Annotated in this window: 16 protein-coding genes; 2 read left to right on the top strand and 14 right to left on the bottom strand. The window is 72.0% G+C overall.

Features of this window, described 5'->3' with window-relative positions; genetic code table 11:
* Positions 1–2: 2 nt before the first annotated feature.
* The 9 genes from ACIO5D_RS01970 to ACIO5D_RS01930 all read right to left on the bottom strand — a co-directional run bounded on the left by ACIO5D_RS01970 (position 3) and on the right by ACIO5D_RS01930 (position 7775).
* The gene (locus ACIO5D_RS01970) at positions 3–1121 is read right to left on the bottom strand and encodes a hypothetical protein (RefSeq protein ID WP_400793616.1); all 1119 of its coding nucleotides are present in this window, start codon (positions 1119–1121) and stop codon (positions 3–5) included.
* Positions 1122–1126: 5 nt separating this feature from the next.
* The gene (locus ACIO5D_RS01965; protein ID WP_400793615.1) at positions 1127–1423 is read right to left on the bottom strand and encodes a helix-turn-helix domain-containing protein; all 297 of its coding nucleotides are present in this window, start codon (positions 1421–1423) and stop codon (positions 1127–1129) included.
* Positions 1420–2163: a hypothetical protein gene (locus ACIO5D_RS01960; RefSeq protein ID WP_400793614.1), complete on the bottom strand. Its 744-nt coding sequence runs from the start codon at positions 2161–2163 to the stop codon at positions 1420–1422. Before ACIO5D_RS01960 ends, ACIO5D_RS01965 begins: the two co-directional genes overlap by 4 nt.
* 294 nt (positions 2164–2457) lie before the next feature.
* The gene (locus tag ACIO5D_RS01955) at positions 2458–3312 is read right to left on the bottom strand and encodes a hypothetical protein (protein ID WP_400793612.1); all 855 of its coding nucleotides are present in this window, start codon (positions 3310–3312) and stop codon (positions 2458–2460) included.
* Positions 3313–3418: 106 nt separating this feature from the next.
* The gene (locus ACIO5D_RS01950) at positions 3419–4087 is read right to left on the bottom strand and encodes a Crp/Fnr family transcriptional regulator (protein ID WP_400793610.1); all 669 of its coding nucleotides are present in this window, start codon (positions 4085–4087) and stop codon (positions 3419–3421) included.
* 223 nt (positions 4088–4310) lie between these two features.
* Positions 4311–5084 carry a polysaccharide deacetylase family protein gene (locus tag ACIO5D_RS01945; protein WP_400793608.1) on the bottom strand — a complete coding sequence of 258 codons (774 nt, stop codon included), beginning with the start codon at positions 5082–5084 and terminating at the stop codon, positions 4311–4313.
* A gap of 20 nt (positions 5085–5104) precedes the next feature.
* Positions 5105–5908, bottom strand: a complete 804-nt coding sequence (locus ACIO5D_RS01940; protein WP_363610268.1) for an SDR family NAD(P)-dependent oxidoreductase — start codon at positions 5906–5908, stop codon at positions 5105–5107.
* A gap of 77 nt (positions 5909–5985) precedes the next feature.
* Positions 5986–6873 carry a DMT family transporter gene (locus tag ACIO5D_RS01935; protein ID WP_400654900.1) on the bottom strand — a complete coding sequence of 296 codons (888 nt, stop codon included), beginning with the start codon at positions 6871–6873 and terminating at the stop codon, positions 5986–5988.
* A gap of 89 nt (positions 6874–6962) precedes the next feature.
* The gene (locus tag ACIO5D_RS01930; RefSeq protein ID WP_400654898.1) at positions 6963–7775 is read right to left on the bottom strand and encodes an SAM-dependent methyltransferase; all 813 of its coding nucleotides are present in this window, start codon (positions 7773–7775) and stop codon (positions 6963–6965) included.
* 329 nt (positions 7776–8104) lie between these two features.
* Between ACIO5D_RS01930 and ACIO5D_RS01925 the strand changes: the two genes are divergently transcribed.
* Entirely contained in the window at positions 8105–8842 is a 738-nt protein-coding gene (locus ACIO5D_RS01925; RefSeq protein ID WP_400654896.1) for an RNA polymerase sigma factor, read from the top strand.
* Positions 8839–9552, top strand: coding sequence for a hypothetical protein (locus ACIO5D_RS01920; RefSeq protein WP_400793607.1), 714 nt, complete (start codon positions 8839–8841; stop codon positions 9550–9552). The genes ACIO5D_RS01925 and ACIO5D_RS01920 overlap by 4 nt, the downstream gene beginning before the upstream one ends.
* Before the next feature lie 48 nt (positions 9553–9600).
* Here ACIO5D_RS01920 and ACIO5D_RS01915 read toward each other — a convergent pair whose 3' ends face one another.
* The 5 genes from ACIO5D_RS01915 to ACIO5D_RS01895 form a co-directional block, all read right to left on the bottom strand.
* On the bottom strand, positions 9601–11325 hold the full coding sequence (locus ACIO5D_RS01915) for a condensation domain-containing protein (RefSeq protein WP_400793605.1): 1725 nt from the start codon (positions 11323–11325) through the stop codon (positions 9601–9603).
* A gap of 110 nt (positions 11326–11435) precedes the next feature.
* The gene (locus ACIO5D_RS01910) at positions 11436–12365 is read right to left on the bottom strand and encodes a 4'-phosphopantetheinyl transferase family protein (RefSeq protein ID WP_400793603.1); all 930 of its coding nucleotides are present in this window, start codon (positions 12363–12365) and stop codon (positions 11436–11438) included.
* A gap of 77 nt (positions 12366–12442) precedes the next feature.
* Positions 12443–13273, bottom strand: coding sequence for a hypothetical protein (locus tag ACIO5D_RS01905; protein WP_400654885.1), 831 nt, complete (start codon positions 13271–13273; stop codon positions 12443–12445).
* Positions 13274–13277: 4 nt separating this feature from the next.
* The gene (locus ACIO5D_RS01900) at positions 13278–13568 is read right to left on the bottom strand and encodes an acyl carrier protein (RefSeq protein WP_400654882.1); all 291 of its coding nucleotides are present in this window, start codon (positions 13566–13568) and stop codon (positions 13278–13280) included.
* A 107-nt stretch (positions 13569–13675) separates the two neighbouring features.
* The gene (locus ACIO5D_RS01895) at positions 13676–14608 is read right to left on the bottom strand and encodes a 3-oxoacyl-[acyl-carrier-protein] synthase III C-terminal domain-containing protein (RefSeq protein ID WP_363610159.1); all 933 of its coding nucleotides are present in this window, start codon (positions 14606–14608) and stop codon (positions 13676–13678) included.
* Positions 14609–14639: the final 31 nt, after the last annotated feature.

Genomic DNA, 14639 nt, shown 5'->3' with positions numbered 1-14639 from the left:
GACTACTGGAGGGCACGGGCGAGCCGCTCCCACTCGTCGATGTAAGCCATGGATTTAGTCATCCGTTTGACCGCAGTGGAGATGCAGCGGCCCGGGCCACGCAGTTGCCGACTCATCCCGCCCAGACTTTCCCCCGCCGCCCCGAAGAGACCGAGCCCGTCCATTCCCTCTCGAGTGGCCTCGGCCATCCCGATCACCTGGGCGAGGAAGTCCCTCGCGTCTTGATCGCGCTGCTCGATCGGGGTGGCCTCAACAAGGTGCAACGCCGCCCTCACTCCCCCGTCGATCGTGGTCATCCGCTTCGCGAAGCGAGTGGCAGTCCGCTCCAACTCCTGCGCCGGAGTACTGATCGAACCGGCGTACGCAGTCACCACGGCCATCCGGGCGCTCATCGGGGCACCCGACCGGGAGGTACGCTCCATCTCCGCACTGGACAGGTCCGCGGCGGTGCCGATGCTTTCGATCAGGGCACTCATGCTTTCCATATCAGCCGTCAGTAAACCCAGTTCGTCCTCCAGTGCGAGGAGGTGGTCCAGGATCCCCGGTGTGCCATCGTCCTCACCCGACAGCTCGCCCTCGATCGCAGTCTCGGTGTCCACGGCCTGTAGTGCTCGATGGATCCTGGCCGGAGTCAGCAGATCGAATCCGCTGCGGATTCCCCCTTCGAGTGCGTTCTCCAGGTCTTTCCGGGCGTCGACGAGCCCGCTTGGCGAGCGCGTGAACTGGATGGTCCTGATCAGCGCGATATCGAACGGCAGCTGACCATGCTCTCCGATGTGGATCGTGGGCTTGCCCGTTGCATGCCGAAGCCCCAGTTCGTACATGACGTTCGCGTTCCCCTCGCTCACGTCGGCGATGACGAGGTCGTCCTGGAGCACATGCCGACAGATCTGCTCGGTGATCTCTCCGGCGTGGGCAATCCGATCCGCCCGTAGCGGATCGATACCGAACTTGGAGCAGGCGGGCAGGACCACTTTTTCGAAGGTCTCAAGGGAATCCTCGTACGCCCTCAGCGCGGGGCTCCCCGCCTGCGCGAGCTTGTTCCCGATCGGGCCGATGACAAAGCAGGTCCGGGCGGTGTGCGGATCCTGAGGCGGCTCTGCCGCAGCAACCGCTGTCATAACGGTCATGAGAAGTCTTCCATTCCAGGAGGTACGTGGTGCCACTGGGCTGCGTAGTCGGCCCCTGCCTCCAAGTCCACGGCGTAGACAGGGCGTTCCTCGATTCCGAGGGAACGGAGCAGGAGAGCGGTCGGGATCCGATAGCGGTGTCCCAGCCGGAAAACCGAACAGGGGAAAAGCCCCAGCCGAATCAGCTTGTAGGCGGTTGCGGGGCAGACCCCAAGGGCGCGTGCGGCAGTCCGGAGGTCGACGGTCAGCGGCAGTTCGAAAGCCTCCGCGAAGGAGACGGGCCGCCCGGTCACCGTCCTGCTCCGGCCCGGTGCAACGACAGAGTTCCGATCAAAGACCCCTCACCCGGTCGTCGGGCGCGAAATACAACGTCCCGCAGCCCCAGACGCTCGGCCAGCGACCCAAGGCGCTCACCCTCCACACGCCTCGGCGACACGGTGAAACGAAGTGGGGCGCAGAGCCCCTCCGGGCGATTAGGAGGCGCGATGTGCAGTTCCCACCCCTGGACGGCAGCAACCTCCTCGTCAACGCTCCGGTGGGCGAACGGCGCCGCCGCGACAGCCCTGACATCGGCCGCGGGCACCTCCCGCGACACACGGCTCGCATAGCTCCAGGCGCGATTCCTGGCGAACTTGATCAGATCATGACCGGCGGTCGGCCGTTCCGGATCTACGGTCTCCAGCGCTTCCAGGACAGCCAGCATCGCCTCGGCCTCGACATCGACGCGCGAGGCCCGAAACCGCTCGCAGACGTGGCGGATCGTACGGGACAGGCCCGGTAGCACCAGCCACACGACCAACAGCCGCCATGGCATGCCGTGCGTCGCGCCCTGCTCAGCGCCCTCCTGCCGGGCCGAGAGGATCGCCTGCCTCCAGATCGAACGGCGCAGGCTCACGCTCGGTTGCGTCCGATAGAGAGCCTCACGCGCTTCAGACGGTGAGAGCCTCACCGGACCGCAGCCAGTATGAACCACCAGGCTCATCCCGCTCGCGAACGCCGGCACCTCCATCCACTCATCGATGACATCGCGCACTCGGTTGAATCTCAACAACGCCACGGGTCCACTCCTCGTCCGAGGTTCTCGTCGGAAAGTGCGCCGGCAGCCCGGTCGCAGGCTTGCGCAAGGCGGATCAGGCAACCACGGAATACGAAACAGGCCGTCGGGGACTCGGGGTCGGCGCCTCGCCTCCTCGAAGACGACTGCGATCCGCCCGGTGCGGCGTAATAGTGAAAACCACCCGCAACAACACCCACCACGGCCACGCCTTCGCCGACCTGCTGACGGCTTTCCCGGTAAGGGTGCTGCGGCTCCCCCACCACTGCCCGCTCACTCACCGACAGACCCCCGCTGCCCCTTACCCGGCTGCGGATCGAAGTGAAGGCCTCCAGTGACATTGCCGATGAGCGCGACGCCGTTTCCGACGCGCTGTGAAGCGCCCCCGCGCATCAGGCCGCCAGCCGGCGCGCATGCGTCCGCATCCCGGCCGCGCACGCCGTTCGGCCTGTCCATCTCCTCTGTATCGGCCGCGACATTGAGAAGATTTCCGGATGGCGAGGGAACATAGACCCAGGCACGCTGGCTGAAGGACTTTCCCGCGACCCCGGCAACCACCTCGGCGCAGCGGTCGGGATGCAGCCCCGAGTATCCGCCGAGGACAACGTCCTCGTAGACCCGATCGGAGATGATCGCCGCCAGGTGGGTAGCACTCTCGCTCGTGTCCGCGAGGAGTTGTCTGACCGGGTGGGAGTCCAACAGGCGGTGCACATCGTTCCGCGCGGTTCCGTTGCCGTCCCCGGCGGCACCGGAGTCCGGCAGCGGGCCGACGTGAACGCTCGCGCGAAGCCTGATCCGCGGCGCAGCACACCTCGCATTGTATCTCCCGAGTTCATCGTCCAGCACGTTCAGAAACGGCCACACGATGAAGGGGAGATACGATGGAGGGAAGCCGAAGACGACACCGTCACCAGTATTCGCAGGGAAGGCTTTAACTTCCTTCAGATCCCCCAGTCCAGCACGCTCCAGCGCCTCGTCCACCAACGCGGGGATAAGGCAGCTCGTCGGAGCATGCAACAGGGCAGGCAAACTGGTGAAACTCTTTGCATCGACTGCCAGCAGACCCTGATATTCGGGCAGCGAGCGGCTTGTGGTCCAGGGTACGGGCGGAAATTGCAGTTCAGACATGGGGCTCTCCGAAGGAAGCGCTGAATCGACCGGGCCGCCGGTAATACGACCCGATCAGAGCTTTCTCGTTCACCGGAGAGCCCTATGCGCAGCACTGCGCATATCATCAAATATTGTGATGCGAGTCACATCTCAGCGCCGCACCCCCTCCGCATACGCACGCGAGACTCCGCAATACCTCAACCTTCTTGATCTCGATGAGCTGGCGCCGCGTGGCCAGGACTCCCGACTCCCGCAGCTCGGCCAGAGCCGGTCGCAAAGCACCCCTGGTCACGCCGACCGACTGGGCCAGCTCTTCTCGTGTCAGCCCCGCCACCCGGAGAGACGCCGTGAACTCAGCAAGCCGGAGCAGTGACCTGGCCAGCCTGACCTCCAGCGGCAGAGCCTTGAGCTCACTACACTTGAGTTCCGACTCATGTCGCCTCTCCTGCTCCCGCCACAACAGATCGAGAACCAAGTCGCGCTGCTGCTTGACGAACCAGAGGAAACGGTCAGTGGGAAGAACGACCGCCCTGCACGGCCCCACTGCCATAACGTCAGCATTTCGCGCCCGACCGCTGAAGGCCGACATCTCCCCTAAAAGCGTGAGCGGTCCCCGAAATCCGAGGAACCTGCTCGTACCATCAACAGTTCGCAGAGCAACCCATACCGCACCCCGGGTAAGCAACAGCACACTGGTGCCCGCCTCTCCCTGACTCAGCATCAGGTCTCGACTTCGATAACTTTTCTCTGGGCCCAGCTCCCGCAGCTTCTGCCAAAGCTCATCCACAGCCACTTCCGGCCTCCTGTGAAACGGGGGCACCTGATATCGGCCCCATGCCTCAGAGTTGTACCGCTGAGCACAGGTTTCGTCCTGGAGCACGACGGAAGAGCGCTCTGGTGGATCAACCCGGACGAGGCCCGCATCGATCGATCTTGGAGGTGTCCGCCCACAGGACGCCGACCTCGCATTGCATCGATCACAGCGTAAGTTGCCGACGGCCGCAGGTCGGGCTCGGTCAGGTGGTGTGCAGGGCCGGCGTCCACAGGCGGCTGTCGCGGCCGGAGGGCAGGCCGTGGTCGCGGAGGGGGCCGAGGGTGAGGGTGTGGGTGCGGCAGTGGGTGGCGATCAGGGGGAGGGCGGCGAGGGTGGCGCGCCAGGAGTCGGGGGCGGAGGTGCAGTCGGAGTCGTGCAGCAGGAGGGTGGCGCCGTCGGTGAGGCCGGGGCGGGCGGTGGCGTAGACGGAGGCCGCGGTGGCGTCGTCGGTCCAGTCCCGGCCCCAGGCGGTCCAGAGGACGGTGCGCAGTCCGAGGCGGTGGGCGGCGAGGGCCGGGCCGGCCGTGAGGACGCCGTAGGGCGGCCGGTACCAGCGCGGACGGGCGCCGCAGAGGTCGGTGACCGCCTCGGCGGTGCGGCGCAGTTCCCACAGGTCACGGGCGGGCGCGGGGTACCACGGCCGGCGGTGGTACCAGCCGTGGACGGCGACCTCGTGGCCGCGGGTGACCAGTTCGCGGCCGAGGCCGGGGGCGCGCTCCAGCATCGCGCCGAGCAGGAAGAAGGTGGCGCGCACGCCGAGTGCGTCCAGGGTGTCCAGGACGTACGGGGTGCTGCGCGGGTCGGGTCCGTCGTCGAAGGTCAGCGCCACATGACCGGGCGCCGAACCGTAGCCGGCCAGGTGCCGGGCCGCCGTGCGGCGCACGGGCGGCAGCCGGACGGCCGCCGGCGCGAGGTGCAGGAGCTGGAGGCCCGCGGCCACTGCCGCGGCCCGGCGGGCGGCGCGGGCCCGGTCCATCGGTCTGCGCCTCCCCCGCCTCAGCCGAACCGGGCCGCCAGGCGCCGGAACGCCCCCGGCGCGACGCCGTGGAGGCGCGCGGGGAGGCCGAGCCAGTGCGGGACGAAGAGGCGGTCGCGGTCGGTGGCGATGGTCGCGAGGACGGCGTCGGCGACCCGGTCGGCCGAGACCGGGCGCGGCCGTTCCCGCTGGTAGGGGGTGCCGCGCCGGGCGAAGAACGGGGTGTCCACCGGTCCGGGCAGGACGAGCCGTACACCGACGCCGGTGCCGCGCAGTTCGTACCGGAGGCTCTCGGCGAACATCGCCAGCCCGCCCTTGGTGGCCGCGTAGACGGCCTCGTCACGGACCCCGACCTGGCCGGCGATCGAGCCGAGCAGGACGATCCGCCCGCGGCGCCGTTCCAGCATGCCGGGCAGCAGCAGCCGGACCAGCCGGAGCGGGGCGGCGAAGTTGACCTCGATCATCCGGTCGAGGGCGTCGGAGGGCATGGTGGCGAACGGTCCGCGCCAGCCGAGGCCGGCACTGGCGATCAGCACGTCCACCCGCCCGGCGGTGGCGAGGGCGGCTTCGGCCAGGCGCAGCGGACCGTCCGGTTTGCCGAGGTCCTGGGGCAGGGCGTGGCCTCCGGTGCGGGCGGCGACGGCGTCGAGGCGGGCGCGGTCGGTGCCGGAGAGCAGCAGCTGCCAGCCGGCGGCCGCCAGGCGGGTCGCGGTGACGGCGCCGATGCCGGAGGAGGCGCCGGTGACCAGAACGACCGGGCGATCGGCGGCGGCGGGGCCGGGCCGGCGGGCCCGGTGGGGTCGTCGGTGGACCTCGTCCGCCATGGTCACCTGCCGCTCTGTCCGTGCCTCGCCGTCCGTTTTGTCCGGCAAGCCACCTTCGCACGGCGGCGCCGCCCGGGCTACCGGGGCGGGACCGCCGCCTCCGTCTCCTGCTCGGCGGCGGCCCGGGCGCCGGCGGCGGCCTCGCTCTCCGGTTCGCCGAAGCGGGAGAGCAGGAAGGTGCCGCCGACGGCCACCGCGAAGCCGGTGAGCGCGCACCAGGCGTAGCCGGGCCGGGCCGCGTCGCCCAGCACGACGACCCCGACCAGCGCCGGACCGAAGGTCTCGGTGACCGTTCCGGCGGCGGTCGCCGCCGTCACCGTGCCGCGCTGCAGCGCCAGCGCGTACGCCAGGTACCCGCCGAGGCCTCCGGCGGCGAGCGCGTACGTCGCCGGGTCGGTCAGGAAACCGACCGGGCCGGTGGGGTCCAGGACGCGGACGGCCAGGCTGGTCACGCCGAAGCCGGCCCCCGCGAGCAGGCCGAGGCCGGCCGCGGCGGCGTTCCCGTCACGCCGGACCAGGACCAGGGTGAGCAGCACCATCACCACCGTGGCGGCCAGCAGCGCCCAGTGGAAGACGGGCCCGGCGTGCTCGCGGCCCTCCCGGCCCGAGCCGAGTGCCAGCAGGGTGAGGCCGACGACCACGGCCGCGATCCCGCAGACGTCCCCGCGCCGCAGGCGGGCGCCGAGCAGCCGGACGGCGGCGAGCGCGGTCACCGCCAGGCTCGCGTTGGTGAGGGCCTGGACCAGGAAGAGCGGCAGGCTGCGCAGGGCGACGATGCTCAGGGCGAAGCCGGCGATGTCCAGTGCCGTGCCCAGCAGGAACTGCCAGGACCGGGCGAGCGCGGCCAGCAGCCCGGCCCGCACCCGGTCCGCCCGGGGGGCCGTCCGGGCGCCGCGGGCCTGGAAGACCGACCCGAAGCCGAAGCAGACGGTGGCGACCACGGCGGTGGTGAGTCCGAGCAGCATGGCTCTCCCAGCCTCGGCGGCAGGATCCACCCCCAGTCTGTCCCCGCGCCCGGCGGACCGCACCGGCGGTCGGGTGGGACCGGGGGGCCCTACGGCTTCAGGGCGACGGCGGCGTAGGAGGCGGCCTCGGCGTCGCCGACCGGGCCGGCGCCGTCGCCGGGGTGGTCGGGGCGCCAGCGGGGGGTGGGGACGAGGCCGGGGGCGACGAAGGCCCAGCCGTCGAAGAAGCGGGTGAACTCGGACCGGGTACGGGCCTGCGCGGCGGTGCCGCCGGCCTCGTAGACGCGGACCAGCCGGGCGACCTCCTCGGGGGCGAACTCCGGGGTGACGTGGGACATCACCAGGGCGCTGCCCGGGACCAGGGAGTCCTTGAGGTGCTCGACGATCTCGTAGGCGCCGAGCGCGTCGGGGACGAAGTGGAGCAGGGCGTTGAGGGAGAGCCCGACCGGGCGGGTGAGGTCGATGGTCTCGCGTAGCCGGGGTGAGGCGAGCAGCGCGGCGGGGTCGGTGACATCGGCCGCGACGTAGGCGGTGCGGCCCTCGGGGGTGCCGGTGAGCAGGGCCTGGGCGTGCGAGAGCACGATCGGGTCGTTGTCGGCGTAGACGACCCGGGCCTGCGGGTGGATCCGCTGGGCGACCTCGTGCAGGTTGGGCGAGGTGGGGATGCCGGTGCCGATGTCGAGGAACTGGTCGATGCCGGCCCGGGCGAGGGCCCGGGTCGAGCGGTGCACGAAGGCCCGGTTGGCGCGGGCGGCGGCGCGCAGCCAGGGTGCGACGGCGAGCGCCTGGCCGGCGGCCTCGCGGTCGGCCGCGAAGTTGGTGAGGCCGCCCAGGTAGTAGTCGTACATCCGGGCCGAGTGCGGCACGTTCAGCCGCAGGTCGGCCCCGTCGTAGTGGCTCATTGCGCTCCCCCCGGGGTGACGGCCCCGGCCCGGGGCGTCGGCCGGGCCCACGACGGCCGGGCCCACGGCGGCCGGGCTCTGTGCGCAGGACCCGATGACAGGACCTGGTGGCAGGACCTTTCGATAGGTGCCCATCGCACCCGGGGACCAATCACCCCCTGTCACAGCCGGGTTCGAGGCAACGAACGATCATCAGATCAGAGAAGATGACAATCTGTGTTCGAATTGCAGCCTGGAGTAACAGAGCTGATGGAATGTCGGTGGGCACCAGACAGCCCCCACCCTCAGGCGGCCCGGCATGCAGACCACGGCCGCGGAAAGCAGGCTCGATGACGATCGACAGGGGTGTCCGCCCGCGCGGGCACCGGGGCGGGCCGACGGTGGCAAGCCCGGCCGGGGCGTACGGCGACGGTGGGTACGGTGAGCACGGCGGGCCCGGTGAGTACAGCGGGCCCGGCGGCTATGGCGGCTACGGCGAGCGCGACTACCGCGACGGGGGCCGGGGCGAAGGCGGACAGACCGCCGAGGAGCCCGCCAACATCCGCCTGGAGCTGGCCTATTCGGCGTTCTGCGAGACCCATGAACCGGCCTGGCGGGCACTCGCCCTGACCCGGATAGGCAACCGCGCGGACATGGCGCTGGTCGTCGAGGCGGTGAAGGAGGACCTCGCGCGCTGCTGGCCGCATGTGCTGCGGTTCGAGGAGCCGGCCGCGTACGCCTGGCGGCTGGCCAACCGGCACGTCGCCGACTGGGTGGCCGGCGAGGAGCCGGTCGAGGTGGAGGCCGTCACCTTCGCCGCCGTGATCGGCGCCTTCAAGGACGTGGCGAACGGCCTGCTGCACAGCGAGGCGGACGAGGTCCGGCTCTACGCGGCGATCCTCGAACTCCCGGACCGGCAACGGGATGTGATCGTGCTGCGCTATCTGCTCGGCCTGCACGTCAAGGTGATCGGCGCCTACCTGGGCCGGCCGGTGGCGACCGTCCACTCCAATCTCCGGCACGCCAGGGACCGGCTCGCCAGACGGCTCGGGGTCCGCGAACTGCCCGACCGGGAGGGCGGTCAGTGAACCCCCGGCCCCGGCCCGAGGCGCTCACCGAACCGGGCGCGCCGCTGCTGGTCCCCCGGGCCGAACGGGCGCACGCCGCACGGATCGCGGCGCTGCGCCGGGCCAGGCTGACGGCCGCCCCCGCGCACCTGCCGTCCGAGCACGAGCAGGCCGCCTTCGAACTGGGCCTGGTGGTCGCCCTGGTGCTGAGCGCGCCGGACGCCTCCCGGGGCCTGGACCTCCTGGTCGACGCGCGGCGGATCCAGCCCGAGGGCGCGGAGGTGTTCGGCGCCCTGCTGTACGCCACGGGCCGCGCGGAGGGCGCGGAGTTCTGGTGGCGGTTCGCCGCCGGCTCCGGGAGCGGCACGGCGGCGTACTGTCTGCACCTGCACCACCTCAAGCTGGGCGAGACCGACGACGCGGACTACTGGCGGGCCTGGTCGGACCAGCTCACCGCCGCCGAACGCCCGGGCGGGACAGGCCCGTTGCGGGTGGGCCGACCGCTGCTGCCGGACGACGTGCGGCGCGACGTCCTCTCCCGCTGCCATCGCGGCCTGGCGCCGCGACTGCCGCCCGCGCTGGTCGCGGTGATCGACCGGCTGCCGCTCCAGGACGACGCGGAGGAGCCGGGTGAGGTGCCCAGCCCGTGGGGGCTCACCTCGGGCACGACCTCCGCCTGCTCCTGGGACGGCCCATGGGGCGACACGCAGAACAAGGGGCCGAACGAGTGACGCGGTGACACGTCCGGGTGAAGCTGCCGCCGCGCCGAGCGCACCCTTTCAGGTGAGCCGGACGAGCCGGGCGGCGACCTCCGGGGCGCGACCGCCCCCTTCGGCGGCCACCGGCAGGGCGTCCCAGGGCGGTGGAGCACCCGGCCCGGCACGGTGGACGACGTAGTGATGGGGGGCCATCGCGGTGTCCCGCCCGGGCAGGGCGGCGACCACGGCGCGGTGGGCGGTCAGCGGGGTGAGCGTGCCGTCCGCGGTGAGCAGCCGGGCGACCAGGCGGCCGTCGGTGAGTTCGACCCGTGCGGCCGCGGTACCGCCGAGGGCATGGGCGAGCAGGGCGCGAACGGCGTCCAGGTCGATCCAGGAGCCGTCGATCCGGTGCCAGTCGCCGCTTCGGACGGTCGGCCGCAGGGCGGGCAGGGAAGGCAGGCCGGCCAGCGGCAGCGGACCGGCCGCGGCGGCCTTGAGGACGGCGAGCAGACCGTGCGCGAACTCCGCGGTCTCCGCCCGGTCGAGCACCTGTGGGCAGGTGACCAGGGCGAACTCCAGGCTCCCGGAGATCCGCAGGATGTTGAACATGATCCGGACCGGGATCGGCTGGTCGGGCAGCCAGGTGAGCTCGGGGTCGGCCACGGGCGCCGGGCGGGCGTCCGACATGGACTCCGGGATGGTGAGGCTGAGGTCGTTGACGACGACCTGCCGGGCGAAGCGGGAGCCCCGCAGATGGGCGACGTCCTCGATGGTCTGCCAGACCTTGGCGGCGTCCATGGTGCTGTTCCAGTAACCGGCGAGGGAGGCGGACTTGGCGCGGCCGATCAGCTCGTCGAGGTCGGCGGCGTCGGCGTCCAGGGTGAGCAGGGCGTCCTGGGCGAGCGTGCCGACATGGTCGGCCAGCACGGCCCGCTGACGGTTGGCGGACAGCGCCGAGATCACCAGGGCCGGCTGGTCCGCGCACCGGGCGACCAGGGCGGCGAAGGCGGCGAGCAGGACGACGGACGGGCTCGCCCCGGTCCGCCGGGAGGCCGCGGCCAGATCCTCGGCGGCCGCGCGGGAGCGCAGGACCACCGCGGCGACGCCGTCCGGAGGGCCGGTGATCCGGGAGTCGGCGAAGACGGCCTGCGGGCCGGTGGCGAGGAGTTTCTCCCAGTGCCGCAGGGACGCCGCGGCCTTGCGGCGGCCCTGGTCGCTCTGTTCGAGGGCGGCCACCTGCAGCGGGGTCCGCGCGGTGGCGGGCGGGAGCTCCTTGCCCGCGGCGAGGGCGAGCCAGTCCTGGATGAGCAGCGCGGTGGCCGCTCCGTCCGCACCGGCGTGGCAGACCACCACGATCAGCCGCAGCACCCGGTCGGCCTCGGTGAGGAGGGTGAAGCGCAGCCGCGGCGCGACCGTCAGGTCGAACCCGACAGCGACCCCGATACGCCCCAACTCATCGGCCAGGCGGTCCAGTTCGACGGCCTGGAGGTCGCCCGCTTCCACCGTCGTGACGGTGAACTCGCCCTCCGGGCACACCTCCTGACGGTCGGGGAAGGCGCCCGGGCCGGGGCCGGGCGGGAAGGCGGTGCGCAGCGATTCATGGCGTTCGACGAGAGCGCGCAGGGCGTCGAGCGCGGCGGGCAGGGTGGTGTCGTCGGGCACCGGCCAGACGGACTCCTTGTTGATCTGCTCGGGGTTGTCGCGCCGGATGCAGCGGATCATGTTGTCCTGGCCGAGGGTGAGCGGCCCTGAGCCGCTGCTCGCGCCACCGTACCGGACCGTGATCCGTCGGCTGGTCTCTGTCACGTGATACGCGCCCTTCGGCTGGCCGGGGTCTCGGCGGGATGCGGATCGGGACGCTATCAGCGGCCCCGAGAAGTGGTCCAGACCAGAAATCTGGGATAACTGACGGATCGTCAGCTTTCTTGCCGGGAAAGGACTGTCGTCAGATTCCAGGCTCGGCTTCGGACCTGGACCGGCCGCTCGCCGACGACCGCGACGGCGGCCCGGAACGGTCCGGGGACGGGGGTGTCGTGGACCTGGCACGGGCCCTCGCCCAGGGCGCCCACCTCGGCCAGGCGCAGCGGGGCCGGTCCGGCCAGCGGCAGGCCGAAGCCCTGGACCAGCCGCCCGCCGTACGCCTTGACGCAGGCCTCGCGGCGGCACCAGAGCCGGGTGAAGCGCTCGGCCCGGGCGGCGGGCGAGGGCGCATCGGCCAGGAATCGCGCTTCGGCGCCCGGGAAGTAGCGGTTCGCGATCCGGGAGGCCACCCGGGCGTCGCGGATCTCCTCGACGTCGGCACCGACCTCCCGGTGCTCGGCCAGCGCCAGCACGGCGAGGGTGCCGGAGGCGGAGTAGCTGATCCGCAACCGGCCGTCGTCGGTGACCGGTTCGGGCTTGCCGTGCGGACCGTGACGCCAGACGACCTCGGCGGGGTGAATACCGAGGCGCTCGGCGACCAGCAGCCGGACGGCGCCGTGGACGGCGGTGAAGCGGCGGCCGAGCAGCCGGTCGGGGCCGGCGGCGCGGGCGCGTTCACGGGGGTCGAGCAGGTGCCGAAGCCGCTGGAGCACGGGCTCGGGCTGGTCTGTCGGGATGACCCAGAGGTCGATCAGGTCGGCCGGGCCGGTCGGGTCCGCCCGGGCGATCGGGCCTGCCCGGTCGGGCAGTTCGGGCCGGACGGACGGGCGGGCCGGGTCGGCCGGAACGGACCGGCCGGGCAGTTCGGGCCGCCCGGACGGGCCGGTCGGAACTGCCCCGTCGGACGGCCGGGGCCGCCCCGCCGGGTCGATCGGTCGGGTCAGTTCGGGCAGGTCGGCCAGTTCGGACAGGTCGGGCCAACTCACAGGAACGGTCGGGCAGGTCGGGCCCGGAGGGTCGGCGCAATCAGCGGAATCGGCAGGGTCGGCGGCCGGCTCGGCCGTCACGGGCCGGGCCGCAGGGCCAGGGTGCTCAGCACGCCGAGCCTGCGGTCGTGGCCGGCGACCAGCACCGGCCGCTGTTCGGCCTGCCAGCCGGGCAGCCGCCCGGCCAGCTCCGCCCAGACCCCGGTGAACGGCTGGGCGGCGGAGGCCGTCACCGCCTCCCCGGAGTCGTCGCCCACCGCCAGGCCCGGGCCCAGAACGAGCGCGAGGCCCGCGCCCAGGGTCTCGGCCTGCGCCCGGACGGCCTTCTCCAAGGCCTCCGACGCCGGCTCCGGCTCCGATGCCTGACGTACCGTCAGTCCATCCCCGTCCGCCTCCTCGCAGACCAGGACCACGACACAGTGCCGCTCGGGCAGTTCCACCGGCTCGGCCGGCCGGTAGTGCAGCGCCGCCTGCTCGACGACGACCACCACCGCACGGCGGCAGACCCCGGTGCGCTGGTAGTCGGCGGCGATCCGCAGCGCGGTGAAGGCGGCGGCCGAGCCCTGGTCGCAGACGGCGAAGGCCAGCGGCGAGCCGGGACAGGACCGGCTCATGGCGAGCGAGGCGGGGGCGCCGGGGCGGACGTCCGGGGTGTCGAACGCCAGGATCAGCAGGTCCACCGGTCCGCTGTCGGCCAGGGCCTCGCCGAGCAGGCCCTCGGCCATCTCCGCGTAGGAGTGCCCGACGCCCTCGCCCAGCAGGTCCTCCCGCAGCGGCAGGCCGTACGGGCGGACCAGGTCGGAGACGAAGACCCGCAGGTCCGGGTCGAGCGAGGTCTCCGACCGGCCGTCGACGTACCTCGCCAGGACCTTGCTGATCCGCAGGCCCCGGCCGGTCTCGGCGGCCACCCGGTCAGTCCTCGGGGATGACGTGCCCGGCGACGTAGTCGGCCAGTTTCGTCACCGAGCGCAGGTCGTCCTCGTCGATCTGCTCGACGTCCACCTGGATGTCCAGCGACTCCTCGACCTCCAGGATGAGTTCGATGGTGCCGGCCGAGGTGAGGCCGAGGTCGTCGAAGAGGCAGGCGTTCTCCGGGATCTCGGGGAGGTCGCGCTTGAGGACGCGGGGCAGCAGCTCGCCGATGCTCCGCAGGATCCGGTCGCGCAGTTCGGTATCGGTGGTCTGGACCGCGGGTTCTGACATGGGTGTCCCGTCCCGTCGTACGTGGAATGTGAATGGGGGGCGGCCGGCCGAGGTGGTCGTCCCCGCCGCGCCGATACGTCGCCCGGGCCCGCCAGGCTGACGGTACGTCAGTGTTCGACGGCCATGGCGGAGAAGGTGGCTCCGACACCGGCGGCGGCGATCAGGTAGCGGTCGCCGCGCTGGAGCAGCCCCCGCGTGGTGGCGGTGTGGAGATTGATGAGGCTGTCCGCAGCGAAACTGTGCCCGACCTTCGGCACGTTGTCCAGCACCACCCGGTCGACCGGGTAGCCGATCCGGCGGCAGATCATCCGCCAGGAGGCCTGGTTGACGTTGTGCGGAAGCACCGCCGCGAGGTCCGAGAGGTCCAGACCTGCCTGGTCGAGGGCGGCCTCCATCGCCTCGATCATCACCGCCGGGTACTCCCGCTGGTAGCGCGCGAGCAGGTCCGGGTCCTCGGCCAGCCGGCCGTCGAACTCCGGCCGGTGGCGGACGGCGTAGGAGAGCACCCGGTTGCGCTCGCCGGTGGCGCGGACCAGGCAGGCGGCCGCGCCCTCGGCGAAGATCCCGGTCTCGGGTACCACCTGGGCGTCCTTGGTGAAGGTCTTCTCCCCCGCCAGCACCAGCGCCAGCGCCTCCGGATCCGGGTCGCCGGCCAGCAGCCTGCCTGCCAGGTCCACCGCCAGCAGGCCCACCGCGCAGGCGTGGTGGGTCACCGTGAAGGCGTTGGCGTGGGACAGGCCGTAGCGGCCGAGGAGCTGGTGCAGCGGGTTGAGCGGGTAGGGCACCGCCACCGGCATGCTGCGCGCGTGGATCACGAACCGGACATGCCGTTCGCGTCCGCGCAGCTGCGGTAGGGCCTCGACGGCGGCGCCGAGCAGGTCGGGCAGCGTCCCGTCCGGGTCCAGCCGTAACTGGTCCAGGCCGTGGAAGCGGCGAAAGAGTCGAAGTTGACGTGGGGTCAGGCCGATCCGCTCGCCCACCGCCTCGATGGGCACGGTGAGGTGGGGGAGGTGAACGGCCACTGCCTCCAGTGCTGTCACGCGGGCTAGTATTCCGACGCCCGACGGGTCG

This window comes from Kitasatospora sp. NPDC087315 (genome assembly GCF_044744345.1).
Taxonomy (GTDB): Bacteria; Actinomycetota; Actinomycetes; order Streptomycetales; family Streptomycetaceae; genus Kitasatospora.
Note: the sequence above shows the minus strand (reverse complement) of the source record. Positions and strands in the feature narration are given on the sequence as shown.

Excerpts from the sequence above, each read along its gene's own strand:
- ACIO5D_RS01900 (WP_400654882.1), bottom strand. The coding sequence starts at position 13,568 with ATGTCAGAACCCGCGGTCCAGACCACCGATACCGAACTGCGCGACCGG.
- ACIO5D_RS01940 (WP_363610268.1), bottom strand. The coding sequence starts at position 5,908 with ATGGCGGACGAGGTCCACCGACGACCCCACCGGGCCCGCCGGCCCGGC.
- ACIO5D_RS01925 (WP_400654896.1), top strand. The coding sequence starts at position 8,105 with ATGACGATCGACAGGGGTGTCCGCCCGCGCGGGCACCGGGGCGGGCCG.
- ACIO5D_RS01970 (WP_400793616.1), bottom strand. The coding sequence starts at position 1,121 with ATGACAGCGGTTGCTGCGGCAGAGCCGCCTCAGGATCCGCACACCGCC.
- ACIO5D_RS01955 (WP_400793612.1), bottom strand. The coding sequence starts at position 3,312 with ATGTCTGAACTGCAATTTCCGCCCGTACCCTGGACCACAAGCCGCTCG.
- ACIO5D_RS01935 (WP_400654900.1), bottom strand. The coding sequence starts at position 6,873 with ATGCTGCTCGGACTCACCACCGCCGTGGTCGCCACCGTCTGCTTCGGC.
- ACIO5D_RS01930 (WP_400654898.1), bottom strand. The coding sequence starts at position 7,775 with ATGAGCCACTACGACGGGGCCGACCTGCGGCTGAACGTGCCGCACTCG.
- ACIO5D_RS01945 (WP_400793608.1), bottom strand. The coding sequence starts at position 5,084 with ATGGACCGGGCCCGCGCCGCCCGCCGGGCCGCGGCAGTGGCCGCGGGC.